Genomic DNA, 22,315 nt, shown 5'->3' with positions numbered 1-22,315 from the left:
AGTGGCGATCGCAAGCGCGGCGGAGCCGGGCGCGGCGGGTCGCCACCATCTGACCCAGTGGCGATCGCAAGCGCGGCGGAGCCGGGCGCGGCGGCTACACGAGCAACCGCGTGGGCATCACCGTCGGCTTGACCCCGTAACGCGGGCCCATGCCGTAGCCGCCGCGCCCGGCCGAGGCCACCGCCGGCATGCCCGTCGCCCACGTCGTGCGCGGCTCTTCGACCGGCGCGGTCCACCCCGAACTCACGGGCGTCGCGGCGGCAGGCGCGGGCGTGGCCGCGGACCACGCGGCGGGTGTCGACAAGCCGCCGACCGGTGAGGCCGACGCCATGCTCGCCAGCACCGGCGCGGCGCCGACGCCCGCGGTGCTCGCCGGGGCCGCCGCGCCCACCAACACGCCGCCGCCGATCGCACCCCCCACATCGCTGGCCGTGCCGGTGGCCGCCGCCACGTCGAGGGTGTGGTTGTAAAGGATGTTGGACACCATGGTGTTGAACACGTTCCAGGCCACCACGTCGAAACCGGCGTTGCCGACGTTGTTCACCACCGGGTTGCCCAAGAAGCTGTCCAGCCCGCTCAGTGCCGACGGCGGGTCGGCCAGCGGGGCCGCCAGTGCCCGAACCGCGTTGGGCGCGTTGGTGACGGTCTGCTGGAGGCCGCTCGTCTGCGCGCCCGTGGCCGCGGCCTGGGAGACGGCCGCGGCCTGCGCCCCAAGCCCGCCCGGGTTGTTCGTCGGCGCCGGCGAGGTCAGGGGGCTCAACTTGGCCGCGGCCGCCGACGCCGCCGCGTAGCCATACATGGCGGCGGCATCCTGGGACCACATTTCGCCGTACTGCGCCTCGGTGGCCGCGATGGCCGCGGTGTTCTGACCCAAGACGTTCGTCGCGATCAGGGCCGCGAGTTGGGCCCTGTTCGCCGCGATCAGCGGGGGCGGGACCGTCATCGCAAATGCCGCCTCGTAGGCCGCGGCCGACGCCATGGCCTGGGAGGCCGCCTGTTGCAGCTGGGCGGCGGTGGTGTGCATCCACGTGATGTATGGCTCGACCGCGGTGGCCATTGCGGACGAGGAGGGCCCGATCCACTCCTCGCCGGTCAGGTTAGAGATCGCCGACTGGCTGGCCGAGGCCGTCGTACTCAATTCGTCGGCGAGGCTGCTGAAGGCCGCCGCGGCGGCCATCATCGGCGCCGCCCCCGCCCCGGTGTACATCCGGAGGGAGTTGATCTCGGGGGGAAGTGCTCCAAAGTCGAAAGACATTGCGTCGCTCCTATTCTCGGTTGTGGTTCGTGGGGTGCTAGATGGCTGGCTTGGGCATGACGGTCGGCTTGACCCCGTAGCGCGGCGCGCCGAGGCCATATCCGCCCCGTCCGCTCGTGGCCATCGACGGCAGGCCGCCCGGCACGGTCGTCACCGGCGCGGCGTGGGGCGCGGCGCTGGTAAAGCCCGCGCCGACCAATTGCGTCGGGGTGGGGTTCACCGACGGGACACCGCCGGCCGCCCAGCTGGGCGGTACCGACAACGCGCCGATCGCGGGCCCGCGGCCCATGCTCGCCAGCACCGGCGCGGCACCCACGGCGGCGGGGGCCGCCGGCGCGGGCGCTGACGCTGAGGTGAGCCCGGGAGTGAAGTTGGGAATCCCCGAGGCGCCGACGACGGGAGCGAATTGCCCCTCCCCCAGGGTGATGAAGTCCGACGCGGCGGCACCGACGTTCTGGCCCCATCCGATCCCGGTCCCGAGGGTGGTGCTCCCCGGGGGCGGGGGGTCGGCGGCCGCAGTCGGTCCGGCGGCAAACGGCGACAGCGACGAGGCGGCGGTCGTCACCCGATTCGCGGTTTCGGTCTCGCCATAGGAACCGGCGCTGGTGTCCAGGTTGTTGACCATCGTCTGGTGGATCGCCTTCGCCTGGGCGCTGACCTGCTGATACCAGGCGCCGTAGGCGGAAAACTGCGCGGCCTGCAGCGCGGACACTTCGTCGGCCGCCGCCGGGGCGATGCTCGTGGTGGGCGCCGCGGCGGCGGCGTTTTGGGCGTCCATCGAGGAGCCGAGCGCTTCGAGCATGCTCGCCGCGGCCATCAGCGCCTCGGGCCGTGTGGTGACAAAGGACATGGTGTTCTCCTTCTCTAAACGAGCCGGCCCCTTGCGGACCCGCGCCGGTGGCTCCCCACCAGGCTCAGGACGTGACCAGCCGATCCCCGGGACCGAGGTACCCCGAAACGGCCGAGTTCACGCGGTTGACCTGGCAAGACGGTGGGCCTCGACACGCACAGCGCAGCGGCCGCGCGGCGAGGGCCTCCGAATCACGTTGCGCGGGCCAGCGTTTCACAGGCGGCGGTGCACTCCGGGTATTTCGCGGCGTCCGGTTCCGCGTTGCCGTGCAGGGTGGACGGACCTACGCAACCACCCAGGAAGTAACCTGACCGCCGTGACTGGAGCTGCAGGTATCGGGCTGGCAACGCTGGCCGCCGACGGATCGATCCTCGACACATGGTTTCCCGCACCGGAACTGACCGGATCGGGCACGGGTGCCACGTCGCGACTCGCGCTGTCCGACGTTCCCCCCGAACTGACCGCATTGATCGGCCGGGACGACGACCGCGGCACCGAGACCGTCGCCGTGCGCACGGTGATCGGCTCGCTCGACGAGGCGGCCGCCGACGCCTACGACGCCTACCTGCGGCTGCATCTGCTGTCGCACCGGCTGGTGGCGCCGCACGGACTGAACGCCGGCGGCTTGTTCGGGGTATTGACGAATGTGGTCTGGACTAATCGCGGGCCCTGCGCCGTCGAGGGGTTCGAGGCCGTGCGGGCCCGCTTGCGCCGCCACGGACCGGTGACGGTCTACGGCGTCGACAAGTTCCCGCGGATGGTCGACTACGTGTTGCCGACCGGGGTGCGCATCGCCGACGCCGACCGGGTGCGCCTCGGCGCCCACCTGGCCCCGGGGACGACCGTGATGCACGAAGGCTTCGTCAACTACAACGCCGGCACGCTGGGAGCGTCGATGGTGGAGGGCCGCATCTCGGCCGGCGTGGTGGTGGGCGACGGCTCCGATGTCGGCGGTGGCGCCTCGATCATGGGCACGCTGTCCGGCGGTGGCACCGAGGTCATTTCGATCGGCAAGCGGTGCCTCCTCGGCGCCAACTCCGGCCTGGGCATCTCACTGGGCGACGACTGCGTCGTGGAAGCCGGCCTCTATGTCACGGCGGGCACCAAGGTCATCACACCCGAGGGCAAACAGATGAAGGCGCGGGAGTTCTCCGGCGGCAATAACCTGTTGTTCCGGCGCAATTCGCTGAGCGGGGCCGTGGAGGTGGTGGCCCGCGGCGGCCAGGGCATCGCCCTCAACGAGGACCTGCACGCCAACTAACCGACGCCGAGCGCCGTGCCGTTGGTTTCGGGCAGCAGATAGGTGCACGCCAGGCTGACCGCTGTGAGGGCGGCCAGCATGAATCCGATCGCCCAGCTGCCGTATGTCGCCTGCAGGGTCCCGGCGATCAGCGGCGGCGACGCGCTACCGACGATGCCGGCGAGGTTTTGCGCCAGCGCCGTTCCGCTGTAGCGGTAGCGGGTGGCGAACAGTTCGGGGATGAACGCCGCCGTCGGGCCGGAGCCGATCGCCGCGGCCGTGCACATGCCGACGATCGCCACCGCGTACCCCGCGGGTTTGCCGGTGTTCAGCAGCGGCATCACCAGAAACGACCACAGCAGGCAACAGCTCCACCCCACCAGCATGATGCGACGGCGCCCGAGCCGGTCGCACAGAGTGGCCGAGAGCGCCATGAACGCCATGCTCGCGACCCCGCACAGCGCGCCGACGAACCAGATGAAGTTGCGCGAATACCCCAGGTGGGAGTGCGCGTACATGGCCAGATAGGTGTGGGCCATGTAGATGAACCCCAACGCGCCGAGGATGCTGCCCGCGGCCAGCGCGATCTCACGGCGTTGCAGGCGCAGCAGCTCCGCGAGCGGGGTTTTGGGGATCAGCTGCCGCGCCTTCTCCTCCGCGAACACCGGGGTCTCCTCGATGTTCAGGCGCACATACAGCGCGAGCCCGACCAACACCGCGCTGAGCAAAAACGGCACCCGCCATCCCCACTGCAGGAACGCCGCACTGCCCTCGCCGATGGTGAGGTTGACCGCGAGAAAGGTCGCACTGCTCAGCACGGCCGCGATGCCGCCGCCCATCAAGGTGAACACGCCGTATCGGCCGCGCCGGTCGGCCGGCGCGTATTCGGCGCTCAGCAACGCCGACCCCGCCCATTCGCCGCCGACGGCGAACCCTTGCAGCAGCCGAAGCGCGACCAAGATCAGCGGCGCGGCGGCACCGATCACCCCGGAGCTGGGGACCAGGCCGACGCACACCGTTGACACGCCCATGATCAGCAGCGTGGCGACCAGGGTCTTCTTGCGCCCCAGCCGATCCCCGAAGTATCCGAACACGGCCGCGCCGAGGGGCCGGGACAAAAAAGCCGTCGCGAACGTCCCCATCGAGGCGATCGTGGCTCCGGAGGGGCTGAGGTGCGGGAAGAACACCATCGGGAACACCAGTGCCGCGGCGGTCCCGTAGATCATGAAGTCGTAGAACTCGATCGCCGAGCCCACGAGGCAGGCGACGGCGATCCGCCGCATCGGCGTGGGCGCGGTTACGACGGTCGCGGCGGCGCCGGCGGGGGGTACGTTCCGTCCTTGCACCGTTACGACGGTACCTGCCGCCGCTCGGACCGCGGGCGTAACGGGACTGCGAAGAATCGCGCTGAAATTCGCGGTGTGGGTAGGCTCGCGCGCAAGGCGCTCAGCCGTCGGACAGCAGCTCCTTTTTGAGGACCTTGCCCATGGCGTTGCGGGGCAGTGCGTCGACGACGCGCACCTCGCGTGGCCGCTTGTGCACCGAAAGTTGTTGCGCGACATAGTCGATCAGTTCGTCGCCGTTGGCGGATCCGACGATGTAGGCGACGATGCGCTGACCCAGGTCCGCGTCGGGCATCCCGACCACCGCGGCCTCCTGCACGCCCGGATGACCGAGCAGCACCGTCTCGATCTCGCCCGCACCGATGCGGTAACCGCCGGACTTGATCAGGTCGACCGACTCGCGTCCCACGATGCGGTGCATCCCCCCGCCGTCGATGACGGCGACGTCACCGGTGCGGTACCAGCCGTCGGCGTCGAACGCCTCGGCGGTGGCGTCCGGCCGGTTCAGGTAGCCGTCGAACATCATCGGACCGCGAACGTGGAGCTTTCCGACGGTTTCGCCGTCGTGCGGCACCGCGGCGCCGTCGTCGTCGAGCACCCGGGTCTGCACCCCGGCCAGCGGCAGGCCGACCCACCCTGGGCGCCGCTCGCCGTCGGCCCGCGTCGAAATGGTGATCAGCGATTCCGAGGCGCCGTAGCGTTCGACGGGCTGGTGTCCGGTGCGGGCGGCCAACCGGTCGAACACCGGAACCGGCAGCGGTGCGCTTCCGGAGACCAGCAGCCGCGCCGGGCCCAGCGCGCGGGCGGCCGCCTCGTCGGCCCCGACCCGCGACCACACGGTGGGCACGCCGAAAAACAGCGTGCCGCCGAAGTCGGTGCGGGCCTGGGCGTAGCCCTCCGGCGTCGGTTTCCCGGTGTGGATGAAGCGATTCCCGATCCGCAACGAGCCGAGCAGTCCCAGCACCAGGCCGTGCACGTGAAAGAGCGGCAAGCCGTGCACCAGGACGTCGTCGGCCGTCCATTGCCAGGCTTGCGCCAGCGCGTCGAGGTCGGCAGCGATCGCGCGCCGGCTCAGCACCACCCCTTTGGGCAACCCGGTGGTGCCCGAGGTGTAGATGATCATCGCGGTGGCGTCCGGCGAGGGCTCGGGATAGCGGTGCCAGGAGCGGGCGTGCAGCCGCACCGGGATGTGCGGCAGTCCCCCGGTCTCGTCGGGCGCCGCCCCGAGCCAGGCTTGGGCTCCCGAGTCCGTGAGCATGTGGCGGCGCTCGGCGGCGCCGACGTCGGCGGGCACCGGGACGAAGGGCACACCCGCGATCAGGCAGCCGGTGACGGCCAGCACCGTCGCGGCGGTCGGGGCGGCCAGGATGGCGACGCGGCCCGCGCCGCCCACCCGTTCGGCCACCGACGTCGCGGCTCCGGCGAGGTCGCTGCGGCTGAGCACGGTCCCGTCGATGCGCACCGCGTCGGCGACATCGGTGGCGGTCAGGACCGAGGGATCAAGGGACGCCAGCAGCACGTCAGCAGGCTACCCAGCGCCGGGCGAGGTCAGCCCCGCTCGTCCCAGATCTTCATCAGGGTGGACAGGATCTCCTCGCCGCGCCCCAGCCCGCCGAGGTGGCTTTCGCCCGGGAGCACGATCAGCTCGCAGTCGGGCAGCCTGGCCACGACGTGCTCGCCATGGGCGAACGGCACGATGTGGTCGCTGTCGCCGTGCCACCAGCGCACCGGGACCTTGACCTCGTCGAGCCGAAATCCCCAGTCCCGGGTGAACAGGATGATGTCGTTGAACGGGGCCGCCAGCTGCTTGCGGCTGCCGTTGAGCAGGTCGTCGAGGAACATGGCCCCGAACTCGGGCCGGGTCAGCAGGCGCCGGTCGCCCTCGGGCGATATCGCGGCATACAAATACAGCGCGGGGTTCGCGACCGGGCGGATCGCCCGGACCACCAGGCTCGCACCGATCCTCAGCGGGTCACCGCCCAGCCGCAGCAGGGGCGCCACCCGCTTGCCCAAATTCATCAGGCCGCTGGTGATCCCCTCGTCGCCGAGGAAGGGCGCGACGCCGCCGAGGATGCCGGCCGCGACGACGCGCTCGGACAGCACCGCGCCCGAGGCGAGCGCGTACGGGCCGCCGCCGGACAGGCCGATGACGGCCATCTTGTCGATGCCGAGCGTGTCCGCGATGGTCCGCAGGTCCTCGGCGAACGCGCGAATGTTCTCGTACCGATGTGGTGTCGACGAGCCGATCCCGGGGCGGTCCAGGCCGATCAGCCGGATCTTGTGGTTCTCGGCGTACAGGCGGGCCTCGGTGGGGATCTGGCGGCGCGCGCCGGGGGTGCCGTGCAGCCAGAAGACCGCGCGGCCCTGCGGATCACCGAATTCGGCGAAGCCGATCTGGCGGTCTTCGCCGACGGCGACGTTTCCTTCGAGTTTGGGGCGGGCGATCTCGATGGCCATGTCAGCAGCTTGGCATGGGACGCACGGTTTACCAAAGGTGGACCGGGCCGGCGCCCGACGGGCTCAGCGCTAAGGCGCCATGTCGGCGTCGGATTTGCCTCTGGCGCAGGGCATTTCGTGGAGCGGAGCCCGTCACGCGGGGACGCCGATGGCCATCGGCTCCATGTACTGGTGTAGCCCGCCGATTCCGCCGCCCTCGCGGCCCAGCCCGCTGAGTTTGAAGCCGCCGAATGGCGCGCCGCCCGGGCCGCAGCCGTTGACCGCGATCTGTCCGGTACGGATGCGGCGTGCGACGCCGACGGCGCGGTCGACGTCGCCGCCCCATACCGCCCCGGAGAGGCCGTATTGCGAATTGTTCGCGATGGCGACGGCGTCGTCGTCGTCGCGGTAGCGCAGCACGGTCAACACCGGACCGAACACTTCCTCTTGCGCGATGGTCGAATTCGGCTCGACGTCGGACAGAATCGTCGGTTCGAAGTAGAACCCGACGTCCAAGCCGGCCGGACGGCCGCCGCCGGTCACCAGCTTCGCCCCGTCGTCGAGCGCACCGGCGACGTGGGCCTCGACCCGGTCCCGCTGCGCCGCGCTGATCAGGGGGCCCATCTGCACGTCGGGATCGGCGGGATCGCCCACCTTGACCTCACGCGCCAGCGCGGCGAGCCGGTCGACGACGTCGTCGTGCAGCGAATCGGGCAGCAGCAGCCGACTGTGCAGGATGCAGGCCTGCCCGGCGTGCAGCGAGCAGCAGTCGAACAGCATCTGCTGCAGCATCTCGTCGGTGACCTGCGCGTCGTCCAGGACGATGCTCGCGGACTTGCCGCCGAGCTCGAGCAGGATCCGCTTCATCGTGTCGCCGGCGGCGGACATGACCTGGCGGCCGACCACCGAGCTGCCGGTGAAGCTCACCATGTCGATCCGCGGATCGCTGGTCAGCAACCTGGCCGCCTCGACCCCGGAGGGGGTGACGACGTTGACCACGCCCGGCGGGATGTCGGTGTGTTCGTCGATGATCCGCGCGAGCGCCAGCCCGGCCAGCGGGGTCAGCGGCGAGGGCTTGAGCACGACGGTATTGCCTGCGGCCAGAGCATGATTCAGCTTCATCACGTTGAGGCAGTGCGGGAAGTTCCACGGGGTCAGCACCGACACGACACCCAGGGGTTCATGGCGCAGCAACGTGGTGCCGGCGCCCATCCCGGTGACCTCTTCGTCCTTCAACTGGGTGGCCAGCTGGGCGGCGTGCATCGACATGAAGCCGGCACCGTCGATCTGCATGATGCGTTCGTTCGCAACGCAGCCCCACTCCACCTGGGACAGCGCGAAGAAGTCGTCGGCCTGTTTGCTCAGCGCCTCGCCCAACTGGTTGAGGCACCCGGCGCGCTCCTCGGCGCTCATGGTGCGCCAGGGTCCGCTGTCGAACGCGCGGCGCGCGGCGGCGATCGCCTCACCGACCTGGGCGACGCTGGCGTCGGGCGCGGTGGCGATCACGTCCTCGGTGGACGGAGAGATGTCGTCATAGCGGCCGTCCTGCGGCTCGACCCAGTCGCCATCGATGTAGAGCGGATAGGACTGAACAAGGGCGGGCGAATCGGCCATGTGCTTCCTCCGGTCATCTGATCACTTGGTGTACCCGTCCCAACGGCCGCCGTCAATCGTCATTTGCATGAATTCCGGAGCTCCTCGCGCCCTTTGCTGTTGTATTGACACCATGCGACGGCGCAGAGTACACACGACTCGCGAGACAGATCGCATCAATCTGTCGGATCAAGGTGTTCTGCGAGAGGGGCTTGCTACGTGACCGACCCAGAATCCGTCAGCGCCAGGGTGCGGGCCCTCGTCGGGCAGCCGACCGGCGGCACCGGGAAGCCGTCGGTGGCGCCGGACCCGGTGAACCAGCCGATGATCCGGCACTGGGCGTACGCGATGGCCGACATGAACCCGGTGTACCTCGACCCGGAGTTCGCGGCCTCGTCCCGGTTCGGCGGCATCGTGTCGCCACCGGTGATGCTGCAGACGTGGACGATGCCATCGCCGATACTGGAGGGAATCGGCGAGCGGGGCGGGGCGCCGATCGAGATCAAAAGCAACCCAACGGAATTCCTCGACGAGGCCGGCTACACCAGCACGGTGGCGACCAATTCGGAGTTCGAGATCGAGCGTTACCCTCGGCTGGGCGATGTGATCAGCGCGACGACGGTCTACGAATCGGTCTCCGACGAGAAGAAGACGGCGCTGGGCACCGGTTTCTTTCTGACGTGGCTGACCACCTACACCGACCAGAACGGCGAAGTGTTGGGGCGGCAGCGATTCCGGGTGCTGCGATTCAGGCCGGCGAACTGATGCCGGCCCGTCTGGCGCCTGCGATCACCGGCGACACCGAATTCTTCTGGAATGGATTGCGGGAGAACAAACTCCTGATTCAGCGATGCGGTGGCTGCGGGCAGCTCCGGCACCCGCCCCGGCCAATGTGCCCGCACTGCCGTTCTCTCGAGTGGGACACGATCGAGGCCTGCGGCCTCGGCACGGTGTACAGCTACGCGATGCCACACGAACCCAAGTTCCCGTTCTTCGACTATCCCTACGTCGTCGCGCTGGTGGAACTCGAGGAAGGGGTGCGGCTGGTGTCCAACCTGACCGGCATCGATCCGTCCGACGTGACAACCGGTTTGGCGGTGGAAGTCTACTACCAGACGTTCGACGACGGCCTCGTGTTGCATCAATTCCGGCCCCGCGCAATCGATTCGGAGGTACAGGCATGACGACCACCGCGAACCGCACTTTGCAGTGGCGGGACATTTCGGTCGGTGACGAGGTCACGCCCCTGGAAATCCCGATCACCACCACGATGATCGTTGCCGGCGCGATCGCCACCCGTGACTTCATGCCCGTGCATCACGACCGTGACTACGCCAAGCAGCAGGGTTCGCCGAACTTGTTCATGAACATCCTGACCACCAACGGCTATTGCGTACGCTTCCTCACCGATTGGGCGGGGCCCGAGGCGATGGTCAAGAACCTGTCGATTCGCCTGGGCGTGCCGTGCTTTCCGGACGATCCGCTACGGTTCACCGGCAGCGTCACCGGAAAGCGTGAAGGCTCGGGGGGCGAGAACTTCGTCGAGGTGACCTTCGCGGGGGCCAACAGCCTGGGCGACCACGTCTCCGGCACCGCGGTGCTCAGCCTGCTCGACGGGCCGGGCGCATGAGCCGGACGCGTCCGGGCAGCCTTCCGGGAAGCTGCGCCATCGTGGGGATCGGTCAGACGGAGTTCTCTAAGGAATCCGGGCGCAGCGAACTGCAATTGGCGTGCGAGGCGGTCAGCGCCGCACTGGATGACGCCGGCCTGACGCCCGGTGACGTCGACGGCATGGTCACGTTCACCATGGATTCCAGCGACGAGATCGACATCGCCCGCAACGTGGGCATCGGCGATCTGAGCTTCTTCTCCCGCGTGCACCACGGCGGGGGCGCCGCCGCCGGCACCGTGGTGCACGCGGCGATGGCGGTCGCCACGGGCGTGGCCGATGTGGTGGTGTGCTGGCGTGCCTTCAACGAACGTTCCGGGTTCCGGTTCGGCGGCAGTGGGCGCAGCATGGCCGAAACCCCGTTGTTCATGGCGCATTACGCGCCGTTCGGGCTGCTCACTCCCGCGGCCTGGGTCGCGATGCACGCCCAGCGGTACATGTCGACGTACGGCGTCACCAACTCCGACTTCGGCCGGATCGCCGTCGTCGACCGAAAGCATGCGGCGACAAACCCCGACGCCTGGTTCTACGAGCGTCCGATCACGTTGGAAGATCATCAGAATTCGCGCTGGATCGTCGAACCTGTGCTGCGGTTGCTGGACTGCTGCCAGGAGAGCGACGGCGGTGTCGCGCTCGTCGTCACCAGCGCCGAACGCGCCCGCGACCTGCGGCAGCCCCCGGCGGTCATCACCGCGGCCGCGCAGGGCGCGGCCTACAACGGCGAGATGATGACGAGCTACTACCGCGACGACATCACCGGTCTGCCCGAGATGGGGGTGGTGGCCCGCCAGCTGTGGCGCGATTCGGGTCTCAAGCCGCAAGACATCCAAACCGCCTTCATCTACGACCATTTCACGCCGTTCGTGTTCACCCAGCTCGAGGAACTGGGCTTCTGCGGGCGCGGCGAGGCCAAGGACTTCGCCACCGTCGAGCGGCTGTCGTTGGGCGGCGATCTTCCGATCAACACCAACGGCGGCCTGTTGGGTGAGGCGTACATCCACGGGATGAACGGCATCACCGAGGGGGTGCGCCAGGTCCGCGGCACCTCGCACAACCAGGTCGACAATGTCGAGCACGTTCTGGTCACCTCCGGAACCGGCGTGCCCACCAGTGGGCTCATCCTCGCGCCGGCGGGTTGAGGGGGCGTTGGTCTTGTGACGACTCAACCGGCCCAGGCCGCAGACACCCGCGAGCTCATCGTCGAATCGGCGTTCACCTGTTTCGGCAAGCAGGGATTGGACAAGGCGACGATCGTCGACATCGCCAAGCAAGCGAGGGTATCTCGCAGCACCATCTATGAATACTTCAGTGACAAGGCCGCGATTGTCGAGGCGTGCGCCGAGCACGCGTCGCAGCAGTTCTACCGCGAGATGACCAAGGCGATGAGCCGGGGCAGCACGCTGGAGGACAAGCTCAGTCGCGCAGCGGTATTCGTCACCCAGGCGCGGCGGACCATTGCCTCCGAGAAGTATTTTGACGAGGATGCGATCAGCCTGTTGCTGACCAAGGACGCCCGCGTGCTGCTGCGCGAATGCGTCGAGTTCTTCGCCCCGTACCTGTCGGCCGCCAGGCTCACGGGCGAGGTGCGCAAGGATCTCGACGTCGAGGCGGCCGGCGAGTGGTTCGCACGGATCCTGTTCTCGCTCTTCAGCACTCCGTCGTCGACCCTGGACATGGACGATCCCGACGTGGCCGCGGAGTTCGTGCGCGCCCACGTGGTGCGCGGCTTCGCCAGCGACCGGCCGCGGCCCCGCCGCGCTCAGTGACGGGGCTTTGCGTGTGAATCGTCGGCTTTGCGTGTGGATCCTCGGCGGGGATCGTCGGCGTGTCGCCGCCGTACGCTCACACTCAAAGCCGTGAGCGCACACTCAATCACCGGGTAGGACAAAAATCGGTTTGTGCCCGGCCTCGGGCGAGGTGAGAACGTCGGGAATCTCCGCCCATTCGTAGATTCCGCTCGTGATGAGTTCGGGGTGCAGGGCGCCGTCGGCGACGGCTTCGAGGGTGGGCGTCATGTTGGGGCGGGCGTGGCCTTTGCCATTGTGAAAGTGCACGCCGCGCAAGTAGAGCTGCAACATCGGTAGCGGCACGTCGTGGAAGTAGATGCCGACACTGTTTACATAGCCCTCCGGCATGACCGAGGCGAGCGCCTTGCGCAGGCGTTGCGGATCGGCGCTCGCGTCGACGGCCAGATGAAAATCCCTGTCGCGCTTGTCGTTGACGTCACGCACTTCTGCTCCGAGCCTCTCGGCGACGGCCATGCGAGTGGGGTCGTCGTCGTAGTAGACAGTGTGCGCGCGGGCGCAATGGACCGCGACGTCGGCACAGTAAAGCCCGATCGATCCGGTGCCGCCGAAGACCGCTACCTTCGGCTCGCTGATCCCGGCAACGGTCGGCATGACGGTCTCCCAGCCCAGCGCCAGGTTGTCGCCGATGGAGGCCAAGTGGACGGGATCGACCCCCGCGGGCAAGAGCGCCAGGTTGTAATCGGCGTAGGGGACCCGGATCAACTCGTCAAAGGTGCCGCCCCACGCTCCGTTCGTGGGTAGCCCGTATTGCGCTTCGCCGTGGTGCTCACAGCGGGCGGGATGACCAAGCCGGCATTGTCGGCAAGTTCCGCAGGCGATGTGCCATGCGACGCCCACGATGTCGCCGACGGAGATCTCGTGACAGTCCGCGCCGACGTCGACGACGGTGCCCACGCACTCGTGGCCGAGCGGGAAGGGTCCCAGGCCGGAGAACGGAGTCTTGTCGGCAATGACGTGATGGTCGAGGTCGCACGTGGTGGCGGCCAGCGGCCGGACGAGCGCATCGGTGGTCTTGACGAGCGTAGGTTCGTCGACTTCGTCGAACCGCAGCTGCCCGGGGGCGACGAACAACAAGCTCTTCATTGGCTTCTCCTCTGCGAAGGGATCGTCGACATCGCGACGGTCTATAACGCCCGTTATAACCGGAACGGTATGCTATAACGGTCGTCATAGCAAGGGAGGTTCGGGTGGCGCGCGAGGAACAGTCGGGTTCGCGAAACCACATGGTGGCCGGCGCGGCCGACATGATCAGCCGTCGCGGCCTCAATGCGACGAGTGTGCGGGAGTTGGCCAAACACACCGGCGCGCCACTGGGTTCGACCTATCACTACTTCCCGGGCGGCAAGTACGACCTGGCCACTGAGGCCGTGCGATTCGCCGACGACCTCACCGGCAGGGTCCTTGCGCATGAGTTGCAAACCGGACCGGTGCAAGGCTTACGCGGGTTTCTGAACATGTGGCGGAAAATAGTGGTGGACAGTCACTTCCAAGCCGGATGTCCCGTACTCGCCGTGGCGGTCGAGGAGCTTCCGCCCGAGCAGACCGCGCCACGAGAGGCTGCCGCCGCAGCGTTCAGCAATTGGACCGAATTGCTGGCGAGTTCCCTTCGAGAGCACGGTGTCAGCGCCCGCGAGGCCCAGCGCGTCGCGGTACTCGCCGTAGCCGCGGTGGAGGGTACGGTCGCGATCTGCCGGGCGCAACGCAGTGCCGACGCCCTCGACCAGGTCGCTGACACACTCGTCGGGATCGTCGCCGACGTGATAAAGCCGGAGCGGACGCAGAGGCGCGGGAGCGCGAAAACTTAGTCCCAAGCGGAACGACGGCTGTGCGCGTGAATTGTCGGCGTTGCGTGTGAATCGTGGGCTTTGCGTGTGAATCGTGGGCGGGGATCGTCGGCGTGTCGCCGCCGTACGCTCACACTCAAAGCCGTGAGCGCACACTCAACGCGACCCGCTCAGCGCCCGACCAAAGCCCGCAAGAAGAACGTCAGGTTGGCGGGACGCTCGGCCAGTCGCCGCATGAAGTACCCGTACCACTGCGTGCCGAACGGCAGATACACGCGCACGTGGTTACCGGCCCCGGTGAGGCGGCGCTGCTCGTCGTCGCGGATGCCGTATAGCATCTGGTATTCGAATTCACCGGCGCCACGGCCCGATTCGCGGGCGATGGCGCCGGCCGCGTTGATCACAGCCGGGTCGTGGGAGGCCACCATCGGGTAGCCAGTCCCGGTCATCAGCACCCGCAGGCAGGCCAGGTACGCCTCCGTCACCTCGGCGCGCCCCCGGTACGCCACCGACGCGGGCTCGTCGTAGGCGCCCTTGCACAGCCGGACCCGGGCCCCCGACGCCGCGAACTCCTCGCAGTCGCCCGGCGTGCGCCGTAGATACGCCTGCAAAGCCACGCCCAGCCAAGGGAACTCGGCCCGCAGATCGCGCACGATGGACAGCGTCGACTCGGTGGTGGTGTGGTTCTCCGCGTCCACCGTCACCCACACGCCCGCGCGCCGGGCCGCGTCGCAGATCGACCACGCGTTCTCCCGCGCGATCTTGTGCCCGTCGCGCCCCAGCGTCTGTCCCAGCGCGGACAACTTGATCGAGACCTCCAGCGGCCGCACCACGTCGCCCCCGGCATCGAGGTCGCCCAGACCGTCGATCAGCTCCAGGTAGACCTGCACCGCCGCGTCGGCGTCGTCGGCGCTCAAAACGTCCTCGCCCAGATAGTCGACGCTGACGAGCCGGCCCGACGAGTGCAGCGCCGCAACGCCATTCAGCGCGGATCCGATCGTCTCCCCCGGGACGAAGCGGCGCACCACGCGACGTGTGACCGGCAACCGCTGGGCGGCGCGGCGCACCACGTCGCCTCGTGCGGCCGCCAGGATCGCCGGGCGCAGGGTGCTCGCGAAGACTCCGGGCATCACTCGGCGCCCATGTGCGGGTAGGTGTGCCGGGTTGCGGGGACGAACGTCTCCTTGATGGTGCGGGCCGACGTCCAGCGCAACAGGTTCAGCATCGATCCGGCCTTGTCGTTGGTGCCCGAGCCGCGCGAGCCCCCGAACGGCTGGCGCCCCACGACCGCGCCCGTCGGCTTGTCGTTGATGTAGAAGTTGCCGGCGGCAAACCGCAGCCGGTGCTGGGCCGTCAGCACGGCGTCCCGGTCGTCGGCGATCACCGCGCCGGTCAGCGCGTACCGGGAACCGCGGTCGACGCCATCGAGGATCCTGTCGTAATCGTCGTCGGGATACACGTGCACCGACAGGAGCGGCCCGAAGTATTCGGTCGAAAACGACTCATCGGTCGGATCATCGGACAGCAGGACGGTGGGGCGTACGAAATAGCCTTCGCGGTCGTCATATTCGCCTCCGACGGCGATGGTCACGTGTGGCGCGCCCTTCGCCCGCTCGATGGCGTCGACGTTCTTGATGAAGGCGCGCCGGTCGATCAGCGCGCCGCCGAAGTTGGCGAGATCGGTGACGTCGCCGTAGCGCAGCGCGGCCGTCTCCCCCAAAAAATCGTCACCCATGCGGCGCCACACCGATTGCGGGATGAAGGCCCGCGATGCCGCCGAGCACTTCTGCCCCTGGTAGTCGAAGGCCCCGCGAATCAGGGCCGTGCACAACACATCCGGGCGCGCGGACGCGTGCGCGACCACGAAGTCCTTGCCGCCGGTCTCGCCGACCAGGCGCGGATAGCTGTGGTAGTGACCGATATTCGTGCCGACCTGATACCACAGCCGCTGGAAGGTGGCCGTCGACCCGGTGAAGTGAATGCCGGCCAGCCGCCGATCGGCCAGCGCCACATCGGAAACCGCGAAGCCGTCGCCGGCCACCAGATTGATCACCCCGGGCGGCAGGCCGGCGGCCTCGAGCAGCTGCATGGTCAGATAGGCCGACAACGTCTGGGTGATCGAGGGCTTCCAGATCACGGTGTTACCCATCAGCGCCGGGGCGGTCGGCAGGTTGCCGGCGATGGAGGTGAAGTTGAACGGCGTGATCGCGTAGACGAAGCCGTCGAGCGGGCGGTACTCGCTGCGGTTCCACTCCCCTGGCCCGCTGATCGGTTGCTGCGCCAGAATCTGTTGCGCGAACGCCACGTTGAAGCGCCAGAAGTCGATCTGCTCGCACGGCGAGTCGATCTCGGCCTGATAGGCGGACTTGGATTGGCCGAGCATCGTCGCGGCGGCGATTTTCTCCCGCCACGGTCCGGCCAGCAGGTCGGCGGCGCGCAGGAACACCGCCGCCCGCTCGTCGAACGGCATTGCCGCCCAGCCGCTTTTGGCGGCCATCGCGGCGTCGATCGCCGCCGTCGCGTCGGCGTGCACGGCGTTGGTCAGGGTGCCCAGCTTCGCGGCGTGCCGGTGCGGCTGGACGACATCGATGCGCTCACCCTCGCCCATCCGGTGATCGCCGCCGATGACGTGCGGCAGGTCGATCGGATGCTCGGCCAGCGCGGCCAGTTCGGCGCGCAGCCGGGTGCGTTCCGGGGAATGCGGCGCGTAGTCGTGGACCGGCTCGTTGGCCGGCATCGGAACCTGAGTGACGGCGTCCATGACGCCAGGATCCTCGCGGGCGACCGCCCATGGAGTTAGCTGATCGGACAATACACGGCGGGATTCATAGTAAAATCGGACAACATGGCCGGTGTGGGGCTGGGTCAGCTGTTGCTCGCGCTGGACGCGACCCTGGTCAGCCTCGCCGACGCCCCCCGGGGCCTGGACCTGCCGGTGGGTTCGGCCGCGCTGATCGACTCCGACGACGTGCGCCTGGGTCTCGCGGCCGCGGCGGGCGCCGCCGACGTCTTCTTCCTGTTGGGGGTCGCCGACGACGAGGCGATGCGATGGATGGGCAGGCAGGCGCGCGAGCGCGTGCCGGTGGCCATCTTCGTCAAAGAGCCCTCCCCCGCGCTGGTGAGCACGGCCGTCGCGGCGGGCTCGGCGGTGGTGGCCGTCGACCCGCGCGCCCGGTGGGAACGCCTCTACCGATTGGTCAATCACGTCCTCGAGCATCACGGCGACCGCGCCGACGCGATGGACGACTCGGGCACCGACTTGTTCGGGCTGGCGCAGTCGCTCGCCGACCGCATCCACGGCATGGTCAGCATCGAGGACGCGCAATCCCATGTCTTGGCCTACTCGGCGTCCAACGACGAAGCCGACGAGTTGCGGCGCCTTTCCATCCTGGGCAGGGCCGGCCCGCCCGAACATCTGGCGTGGATCGGCCAATGGGGCATCTTCGATGCCCTGCGATCGGGCACCGAGGTGGTGCGCGTCGACGAGCGGCCCGAGCTGGGCCTGCGCCCGCGGCTGGCCATCGGGATCCACCAGCCCGCGACCGACGCGCGGCGCCCGCGCGAATTCGCCGGAACCATCTGGGTGCAGCAGGGCTCACAACCGCTGGCCGACGACGCCGAGGAGATGTTGCGCGGCGCCGCCGTGCTGGCCGCCCGCATCATGTGGCGGCTGGCGGCCCGGCCCTCCACCCACGCCCGGCGGGTCCAGCAATTGCTGGGCCTGGCCGACGAACCCGTCGACGCCGCGGTCATCGCCGGCGAACTCGGACTGGCCGCCGACACCATCGCTGCCCTGATCGGGTGGGACGCCGCCGACGCTTCGGCCGGTCATGCCCGGCTCGCCGACATAATTGCGCTGAGCGCCAGCGCTTTCCGCCGCGACGCCCAGGTGGCCTCGAACGGTTCACGAACGTACGTGCTGCTTCCCCAGGCCCGGACCCAGACGCAGCACCGGTCGGTGACCTCCTGGGTGCGGGGCACCATCGGCGCCATGCGCGCCGAGCTCGGGGTGCAGCTGCGGGCGGCCATCGCGGCTCCGGTCGCGGGCCTGGCCGGGGCCGCCGCGGCGCGCGTCGAGGTGGACCGCGTGCTGGACAGCGCTGAGCGCCATCCCATTTCGTTCGGGCAGGTGACTTCGCTGGCCGAAGCGCGCACCACCGTCCTGGTCGACGAGATCGTGACCCTGGTCGGCAGCGACGAGCGCCTGATCGATCCGCGGATCGTGCAGCTGGGCGAAGACGATCCGGTGCTCGCGGACACGCTGCGGACCTACCTGGACGCCTTCGGCGACATCGCCGCGGCCGCACAGGCATTGCGGGTGCATCCGAATACGATTCGCTACCGCGTGCGGCGAATCGAGAAGCTGCTGTCGACCTCGCTGGCCGACCCAGAGGTCCGGCTGCTGTTCTCGCTGGGACTACGGATCCTGGAACGGCGCCGACACACGGGCACGCCGGTCCGCGCCGACCGCCTTGGGACGATTTGACGACATTTGCTCGGACGGGATGCAAGAATGTCACCCCGTAAGGTGATGACGACGCAGGAAGCCGGTGCGAATCCGGCGCGGTCCCGCCACTGTCATCGGGGAGCGAACCTCAACGGCCACGGCTGAAAAGCTGGAAGGCGAGGCGAGCAGCGATCCGAGAGCCAGGACACTCGCGTCATCGCGTCCTGCGACCCGGGGCGGGTGTACCCCGAGAGAGCTGTCAACGTCCATGTTTCGTCCGGCATGGGTGGCCGTCAATGCCGCCGTCACAGCGGCGCGGTGCCGCCGCGCCCACTCCCGTCACACCGATCCGCGCGGCGGCGAGCGATGACCGCCCCGATCTGGATGGCCTCCCCTCCCGAGGTGCATTCGACGCTGCTCAGCAGCGGACCGGGGCCGGGCCCGCTGCTGGCGTCCGCGGCGACCTGGAGCTCACTGAGCGTGGAATATGCCGAAACCGCCGAGGAGCTCGCCGCGCTACTGGACGCCGTGCAGGCCGGCAGCTGGGACGGTCCGAGCGCCGCGGAGTACGCGGCCGCGCACGCGCCGTATCTCGCCTGGCTGGCGCAGGCCAGCGCCGACAGCGCGACCATGGCCGCCCAGCAGGACCTCGCCGCCACCGCCTACACCGTGGCCCTCGCGGCCATGCCGACGATGCCCGAGCTGGCCGCCAATCACGCCACCCACGCCGTCTTGACGGCGACGAATTTCTTTGGCATCAACACGATTCCGATCGCGGTGAACGAAGCCGACTACGCGCGGATGTGGGTTCAGGCGGCCACCGCGATGAGCACCTACGAGGGCGTGGCGACCGCCGCGGTGGCCACCGCGCCGCCGGCCGAGCCGGCTCCCGAGGTCATGAAGGCCACCGCACTGGCCGCCACGGCGGAGCAGTCGTCGTCGTATCCCCCCGACACGCAGGACCAGTGGATGGACTGGCTGGAGAAGACCGGGTTCGTCGACTTCTACGACCGGTTCATCCAGCCGTTGATCGACCAGCTGATGAACAACCCGTTCTTCCAGTCCATGTTCTCCGGTTTCGACCCGTGGCTGCCTTCACTGGGCAACCCGTTGAGCTTTTTGAACCCGTTCAACATCGCGTTCGCCCTCGGCTACCCGATGGACTTCGGTTCGTACTTCGCCTATCTCGGGCAGATGTTCAGCTTCGTCGCGGCGGACCTGGCGGCGGCATTCGCCTCGGGCAACCCCGCGACGATCGCGTGGACCATCCTGTTCACCACCATCGAAGTGATCGGCACGGTCATCACCGACACCATCGCGCTGATCAAGACGTTGCTCGAGCAGATGATCGTGCTGATCCCGCTCATCGTGCCGCTGCTGACCGTCGCCGTGGTTCCGCTGGTCGTCCCCACCCTGGTCGGAGGCTTGGCGGGCCTGACGGGCCTGGCCGGGCTGCACGCCATCCCGATCGTGCCGATCATCCCGGCCCCGGCACTCGTCCCCGTGGCACTGGCACCCACCCCGCCGCCCACGCCGACCCCGGCGCCATCTCCCGCGCCCACGCCGGCCTCCACACCCGCTGCGGCTCCCGCGTCGCCCGCGCCCGGCGCCCCACCGCCCACACCGGCGGGACCGCCGGTCGCCGCGATGCAAGGCCTGGGCTACATGGTCGGTGGCCTGGCCGCGGACGCGCGCCGGGCCGCGAGCACCAGCGCCCGCGCCCGAAGGGCGGCGGCGGCCGACGCCGCCGAGGCCGAAGCCGTGGCCCTGCCGGAGGAAGACGCGACGAAGAAGCGTCGGCAACGGATCAAGGTCTCCCAGCTCGGCCGGGGCTACGAATACATGGATCTCGAGCCCGAGCCGGCGACGACGGCCTCGGACCTGCCCGCGCCGACGATGGGGTTCGCCGGAACCGTCCCCACGAAGACCGCCGCCGCACCGGCGGGATTGAGCGCACTCGTCGTCGACGAGTTCGACGACGGCCCCCGCACGCCGATGATGCCGGGAACCTGGGACACTGGCGCGACGGGTTCGAAAGCCTAAGGCGCATAGTCTGTTTGGCCCGCCACGGTTTCTCGCACGCCGGGCCTCGCAAGACCGTCATACGCGAAAGGGCCGAGGCGGTAACCTGGCCCGCATGCAACATACGTCCGTCGTCTCCCTGTTGCGGGAACGCGCCGGTCTGCAGCCCGACGATTTAGCCTTTCGCTATACCGATTACGAGCAGGACTGGGCGGGCGTCACCGAATCGCTGACGTGGGCGCAGCTGTATCGGCGGACCCTGAACGCCGCGCACGAGGTCACGCGGCATGCCAGCAGCGGGGAGCGGGCCGTGATCCTTGCCCCCCAAGGCCTCCCGTACATCGTGGCGTTCCTCGGCGCGATGCAGGCCGGGCTGATCGCGGTACCGTTGATGGTTCCGCAGCCGGGCACGCACGATGAGCGGGTCAGTGCCGTCCTGGCCGACACCGGGCCGGCCGTCGTTCTCACCACCTCGACGGCGGCCGCGGCCGTCGGCGATTACCTGCAGCGGCCGCACGGTGCGACCCCGGCCGTCATCGAGATCGATTCCCTGAGCCTCGACGATCCGAATCCGCCGGGTATCCGCGTCGGCGACGCCCCGAGCATCGCGTACCTGCAGTACACGTCGGGCTCCACCCGCCTTCCGGCCGGAGTCATGGTCTCGCACCGGAACCTGCACGTGAATTTCCAGCAGCTGATGGCCGCCTACTTCCCGGATTTCAACGGCGTGGCCCCGCGCGACAGCGTGTGCGTGTCGTGGCTGCCCTTCTACCACGACATGGGCCTGATGCAAGGCGTCATCGCTCCGATCCTCGGCGGTTACCCCGGTGTGCTGACGAGCCCGGTCGCGTTCCTGCAGCGGCCCGCACGGTGGATCCAGGCGATGGCCCAGGCCGTTCCGGTCTTCTCGGCCGCACCGAACTTCGCCTTCGAACTGGCGGCGCGCAAGTCGACGGACGCGGACCTGGCCGGACTCGACCTGGGCAACATCATCAGCATCGTCAGCGGCGCCGAACGGATTCATCCCGCAACGCTCGACCGGTTCTGTAAGCGGTTCGCCCCGTACAACTTTCGCGAAGACATGATGCAACCCTCCTACGGCCTGGCGGAGGCGACCGTCTACGTGGCCAGTCGCGCGCAGGCCGGCGCCCCGAAAGTCGTTCACTTCGACCCGGAGAAGCTGGCCCAGGGCAACGCCCAGCCGTCCTCTACACGGACCGGCTCGCCGCTGCTGAGCTACGGCGTGCCACAATCACCGACGGTACGAATCGTGGACCCCGACACCGGCACGCAGTGCCCGCACGGAACGGTCGGCGAAATCTGGGTCCACGGCGACAACGTGGCCGACGGCTATTGGCAAAAGCCGGAGGAAACGCGGCGCACCTTCGGCGCCGTCCTGGCCGACCCGTCGCCGGGCACCCCCGAGGGCCCGTGGCTGCGCACCGGCGATCTCGGCTTTCTCTGCGACGGCGAGTTGTTCATCGTGGGCAGGATGAAGGACTTGCTGATCGTCTACGGGCGCAACCACTATCCGGAGGACATCGAGTCGACCGTGCAGGCGATCACCGGCGGCCGCGTCGCGGCGATCGCGGTGCCGGTGGACGAGACCGAGAAATTGGTGACCATCATCGAACTGAAGAACCGCGGCGAGTCCGGCGAGCACGGGCAGCACGGCCTCGACGCCCTCAAGAACGATGTGACCGCGGCGATTTCGGACTCGCACGGGCTCAACGTGGCCGACCTGGTGCTGGTGGCGCCCGGATCGATTCCCACCACGACGAGCGGCAAGATCCGGCGGGCCGCGTGCGTCGAGCGGTACCGACGGCAACAGTTCACCCGGCTGGACGCCTGACCGGTCCGGTATCTGC

Annotated in this window: 19 protein-coding genes and 1 riboswitch; of the genes, 10 read left to right on the top strand and 9 right to left on the bottom strand. The window is 68.9% G+C overall.

Annotated features, from left to right (window positions below):
- Nucleotides 1-94: 94 nt before the first annotated feature.
- Both K883_RS15160 and K883_RS15155 read right to left on the bottom strand, forming a co-directional pair.
- Nucleotides 95-1,255, bottom strand: a complete 1,161-nt coding sequence (locus K883_RS15160; protein WP_036454853.1) for a PPE family protein — start codon at nt 1,253-1,255, stop codon at nt 95-97.
- A gap of 37 nt (nt 1,256-1,292) precedes the next feature.
- On the bottom strand, nt 1,293-2,105 hold the full coding sequence (locus K883_RS15155; RefSeq protein ID WP_020821910.1) for a PPE family protein, SVP subgroup: 813 nt from the start codon (nt 2,103-2,105) through the stop codon (nt 1,293-1,295).
- A 307-nt stretch (nt 2,106-2,412) separates the two neighbouring features.
- Between K883_RS15155 and dapD the strand changes: the two genes are divergently transcribed.
- The gene (gene dapD / locus K883_RS15150; protein ID WP_086427179.1) at nt 2,413-3,366 is read left to right on the top strand and encodes a 2,3,4,5-tetrahydropyridine-2,6-dicarboxylate N-succinyltransferase; all 954 of its coding nucleotides are present in this window, start codon (nt 2,413-2,415) and stop codon (nt 3,364-3,366) included.
- On the opposite strand, the gene K883_RS15145 is transcribed toward dapD, so the two are convergent.
- From K883_RS15145 to K883_RS15130, 4 genes are all read right to left on the bottom strand, one after another.
- Nucleotides 3,363-4,628, bottom strand: a complete 1,266-nt coding sequence (locus tag K883_RS15145; RefSeq protein WP_020821908.1) for an MFS transporter — start codon at nt 4,626-4,628, stop codon at nt 3,363-3,365. The two genes, dapD and K883_RS15145, sit on opposite strands and share 4 nt — an antisense overlap.
- 163 nt (nt 4,629-4,791) lie before the next feature.
- Complete coding sequence (locus K883_RS15140) at nt 4,792-6,207, bottom strand: acyl-CoA synthetase (protein WP_036454850.1); 1,416 nt, start codon at nt 6,205-6,207, stop codon at nt 4,792-4,794.
- Nucleotides 6,208-6,236: 29 nt separating this feature from the next.
- On the bottom strand, nt 6,237-7,145 hold the full coding sequence (locus K883_RS15135) for an alpha/beta fold hydrolase (RefSeq protein ID WP_020821906.1): 909 nt from the start codon (nt 7,143-7,145) through the stop codon (nt 6,237-6,239).
- Between the two features lie 132 nt (nt 7,146-7,277).
- A complete protein-coding gene (locus K883_RS15130; RefSeq protein WP_020821905.1) occupies nt 7,278-8,738 on the bottom strand; it encodes an aldehyde dehydrogenase family protein in 1,461 nt (486 codons plus the stop codon).
- A gap of 198 nt (nt 8,739-8,936) precedes the next feature.
- On the opposite strand from K883_RS15130, the gene K883_RS15125 reads away from it, so the two are divergent.
- The 5 genes from K883_RS15125 to K883_RS15105 are packed head-to-tail and all read left to right on the top strand — an operon-like array spanning nt 8,937 to nt 12,152.
- A complete protein-coding gene (locus K883_RS15125) occupies nt 8,937-9,482 on the top strand; it encodes an FAS1-like dehydratase domain-containing protein (RefSeq protein ID WP_008254577.1) in 546 nt (181 codons plus the stop codon).
- On the top strand, nt 9,482-9,901 hold the full coding sequence (locus K883_RS15120; RefSeq protein ID WP_020821904.1) for a Zn-ribbon domain-containing OB-fold protein: 420 nt from the start codon (nt 9,482-9,484) through the stop codon (nt 9,899-9,901). Before K883_RS15125 ends, K883_RS15120 begins: the two co-directional genes overlap by 1 nt.
- Nucleotides 9,898-10,347 (top strand): MaoC family dehydratase, encoded by a 450-nt coding sequence (locus K883_RS15115; protein ID WP_020821903.1) that lies wholly within the window; start codon nt 9,898-9,900, stop codon nt 10,345-10,347. Before K883_RS15120 ends, K883_RS15115 begins: the two co-directional genes overlap by 4 nt.
- On the top strand, nt 10,344-11,525 hold the full coding sequence (locus K883_RS15110; RefSeq protein ID WP_036454846.1) for a lipid-transfer protein: 1,182 nt from the start codon (nt 10,344-10,346) through the stop codon (nt 11,523-11,525). The genes K883_RS15115 and K883_RS15110 overlap by 4 nt, the downstream gene beginning before the upstream one ends.
- 15 nt (nt 11,526-11,540) lie before the next feature.
- Complete coding sequence (locus K883_RS15105) at nt 11,541-12,152, top strand: TetR/AcrR family transcriptional regulator (protein WP_008254567.1); 612 nt, start codon at nt 11,541-11,543, stop codon at nt 12,150-12,152.
- 102 nt (nt 12,153-12,254) lie between these two features.
- On the opposite strand, the gene K883_RS15100 is transcribed toward K883_RS15105, so the two are convergent.
- Entirely contained in the window at nt 12,255-13,277 is a 1,023-nt protein-coding gene (locus tag K883_RS15100; protein ID WP_020821901.1) for a zinc-dependent alcohol dehydrogenase, read from the bottom strand.
- A 140-nt stretch (nt 13,278-13,417) separates the two neighbouring features.
- Between K883_RS15100 and K883_RS15095 the strand changes: the two genes are divergently transcribed.
- Nucleotides 13,418-13,999, top strand: coding sequence for a TetR/AcrR family transcriptional regulator (locus tag K883_RS15095; protein WP_051197802.1), 582 nt, complete (start codon nt 13,418-13,420; stop codon nt 13,997-13,999).
- Between the two features lie 149 nt (nt 14,000-14,148).
- Here the strand turns inward: K883_RS15095 and K883_RS15090 are convergent, their stop codons facing one another.
- Both K883_RS15090 and pruA read right to left on the bottom strand, forming a co-directional pair.
- On the bottom strand, nt 14,149-15,108 hold the full coding sequence (locus K883_RS15090) for a proline dehydrogenase family protein (RefSeq protein ID WP_036454844.1): 960 nt from the start codon (nt 15,106-15,108) through the stop codon (nt 14,149-14,151).
- Nucleotides 15,108-16,739 carry an L-glutamate gamma-semialdehyde dehydrogenase gene (gene pruA, locus K883_RS15085; RefSeq protein WP_020821897.1) on the bottom strand — a complete coding sequence of 544 codons (1,632 nt, stop codon included), beginning with the start codon at nt 16,737-16,739 and terminating at the stop codon, nt 15,108-15,110. Before pruA ends, K883_RS15090 begins: the two co-directional genes overlap by 1 nt.
- Nucleotides 16,740-16,823: 84 nt before the next feature.
- Between pruA and K883_RS15080 the strand changes: the two genes are divergently transcribed.
- The 3 genes from K883_RS15080 (at nt 16,824) to fadD21 (ending at nt 22,299) form a co-directional block, all read left to right on the top strand.
- Complete coding sequence (locus K883_RS15080) at nt 16,824-18,464, top strand: PucR family transcriptional regulator (RefSeq protein WP_020821896.1); 1,641 nt, start codon at nt 16,824-16,826, stop codon at nt 18,462-18,464.
- 10 nt (nt 18,465-18,474) lie between these two features.
- A riboswitch (cobalamin riboswitch) is annotated at nt 18,475-18,657 on the top strand.
- A 134-nt stretch (nt 18,658-18,791) separates the two neighbouring features.
- A complete protein-coding gene (locus K883_RS15075) occupies nt 18,792-20,468 on the top strand; it encodes a PPE family protein (RefSeq protein WP_020821895.1) in 1,677 nt (558 codons plus the stop codon).
- A 94-nt stretch (nt 20,469-20,562) separates the two neighbouring features.
- Nucleotides 20,563-22,299 carry a fatty-acid--AMP ligase FAAL21/FadD21 gene (gene fadD21, locus K883_RS15070; protein ID WP_020821894.1) on the top strand — a complete coding sequence of 579 codons (1,737 nt, stop codon included), beginning with the start codon at nt 20,563-20,565 and terminating at the stop codon, nt 22,297-22,299.
- Nucleotides 22,300-22,315: the final 16 nt, after the last annotated feature.

The organism is Mycobacterium sp. TKK-01-0059, from assembly GCF_000709305.1.
Lineage (GTDB): Bacteria > Actinomycetota > Actinomycetes > Mycobacteriales > Mycobacteriaceae > Mycobacterium > Mycobacterium intracellulare.
The sequence above is the reverse complement of the archived record's forward strand: the minus strand, read 5'-3'. Positions and strand labels throughout refer to the sequence as shown.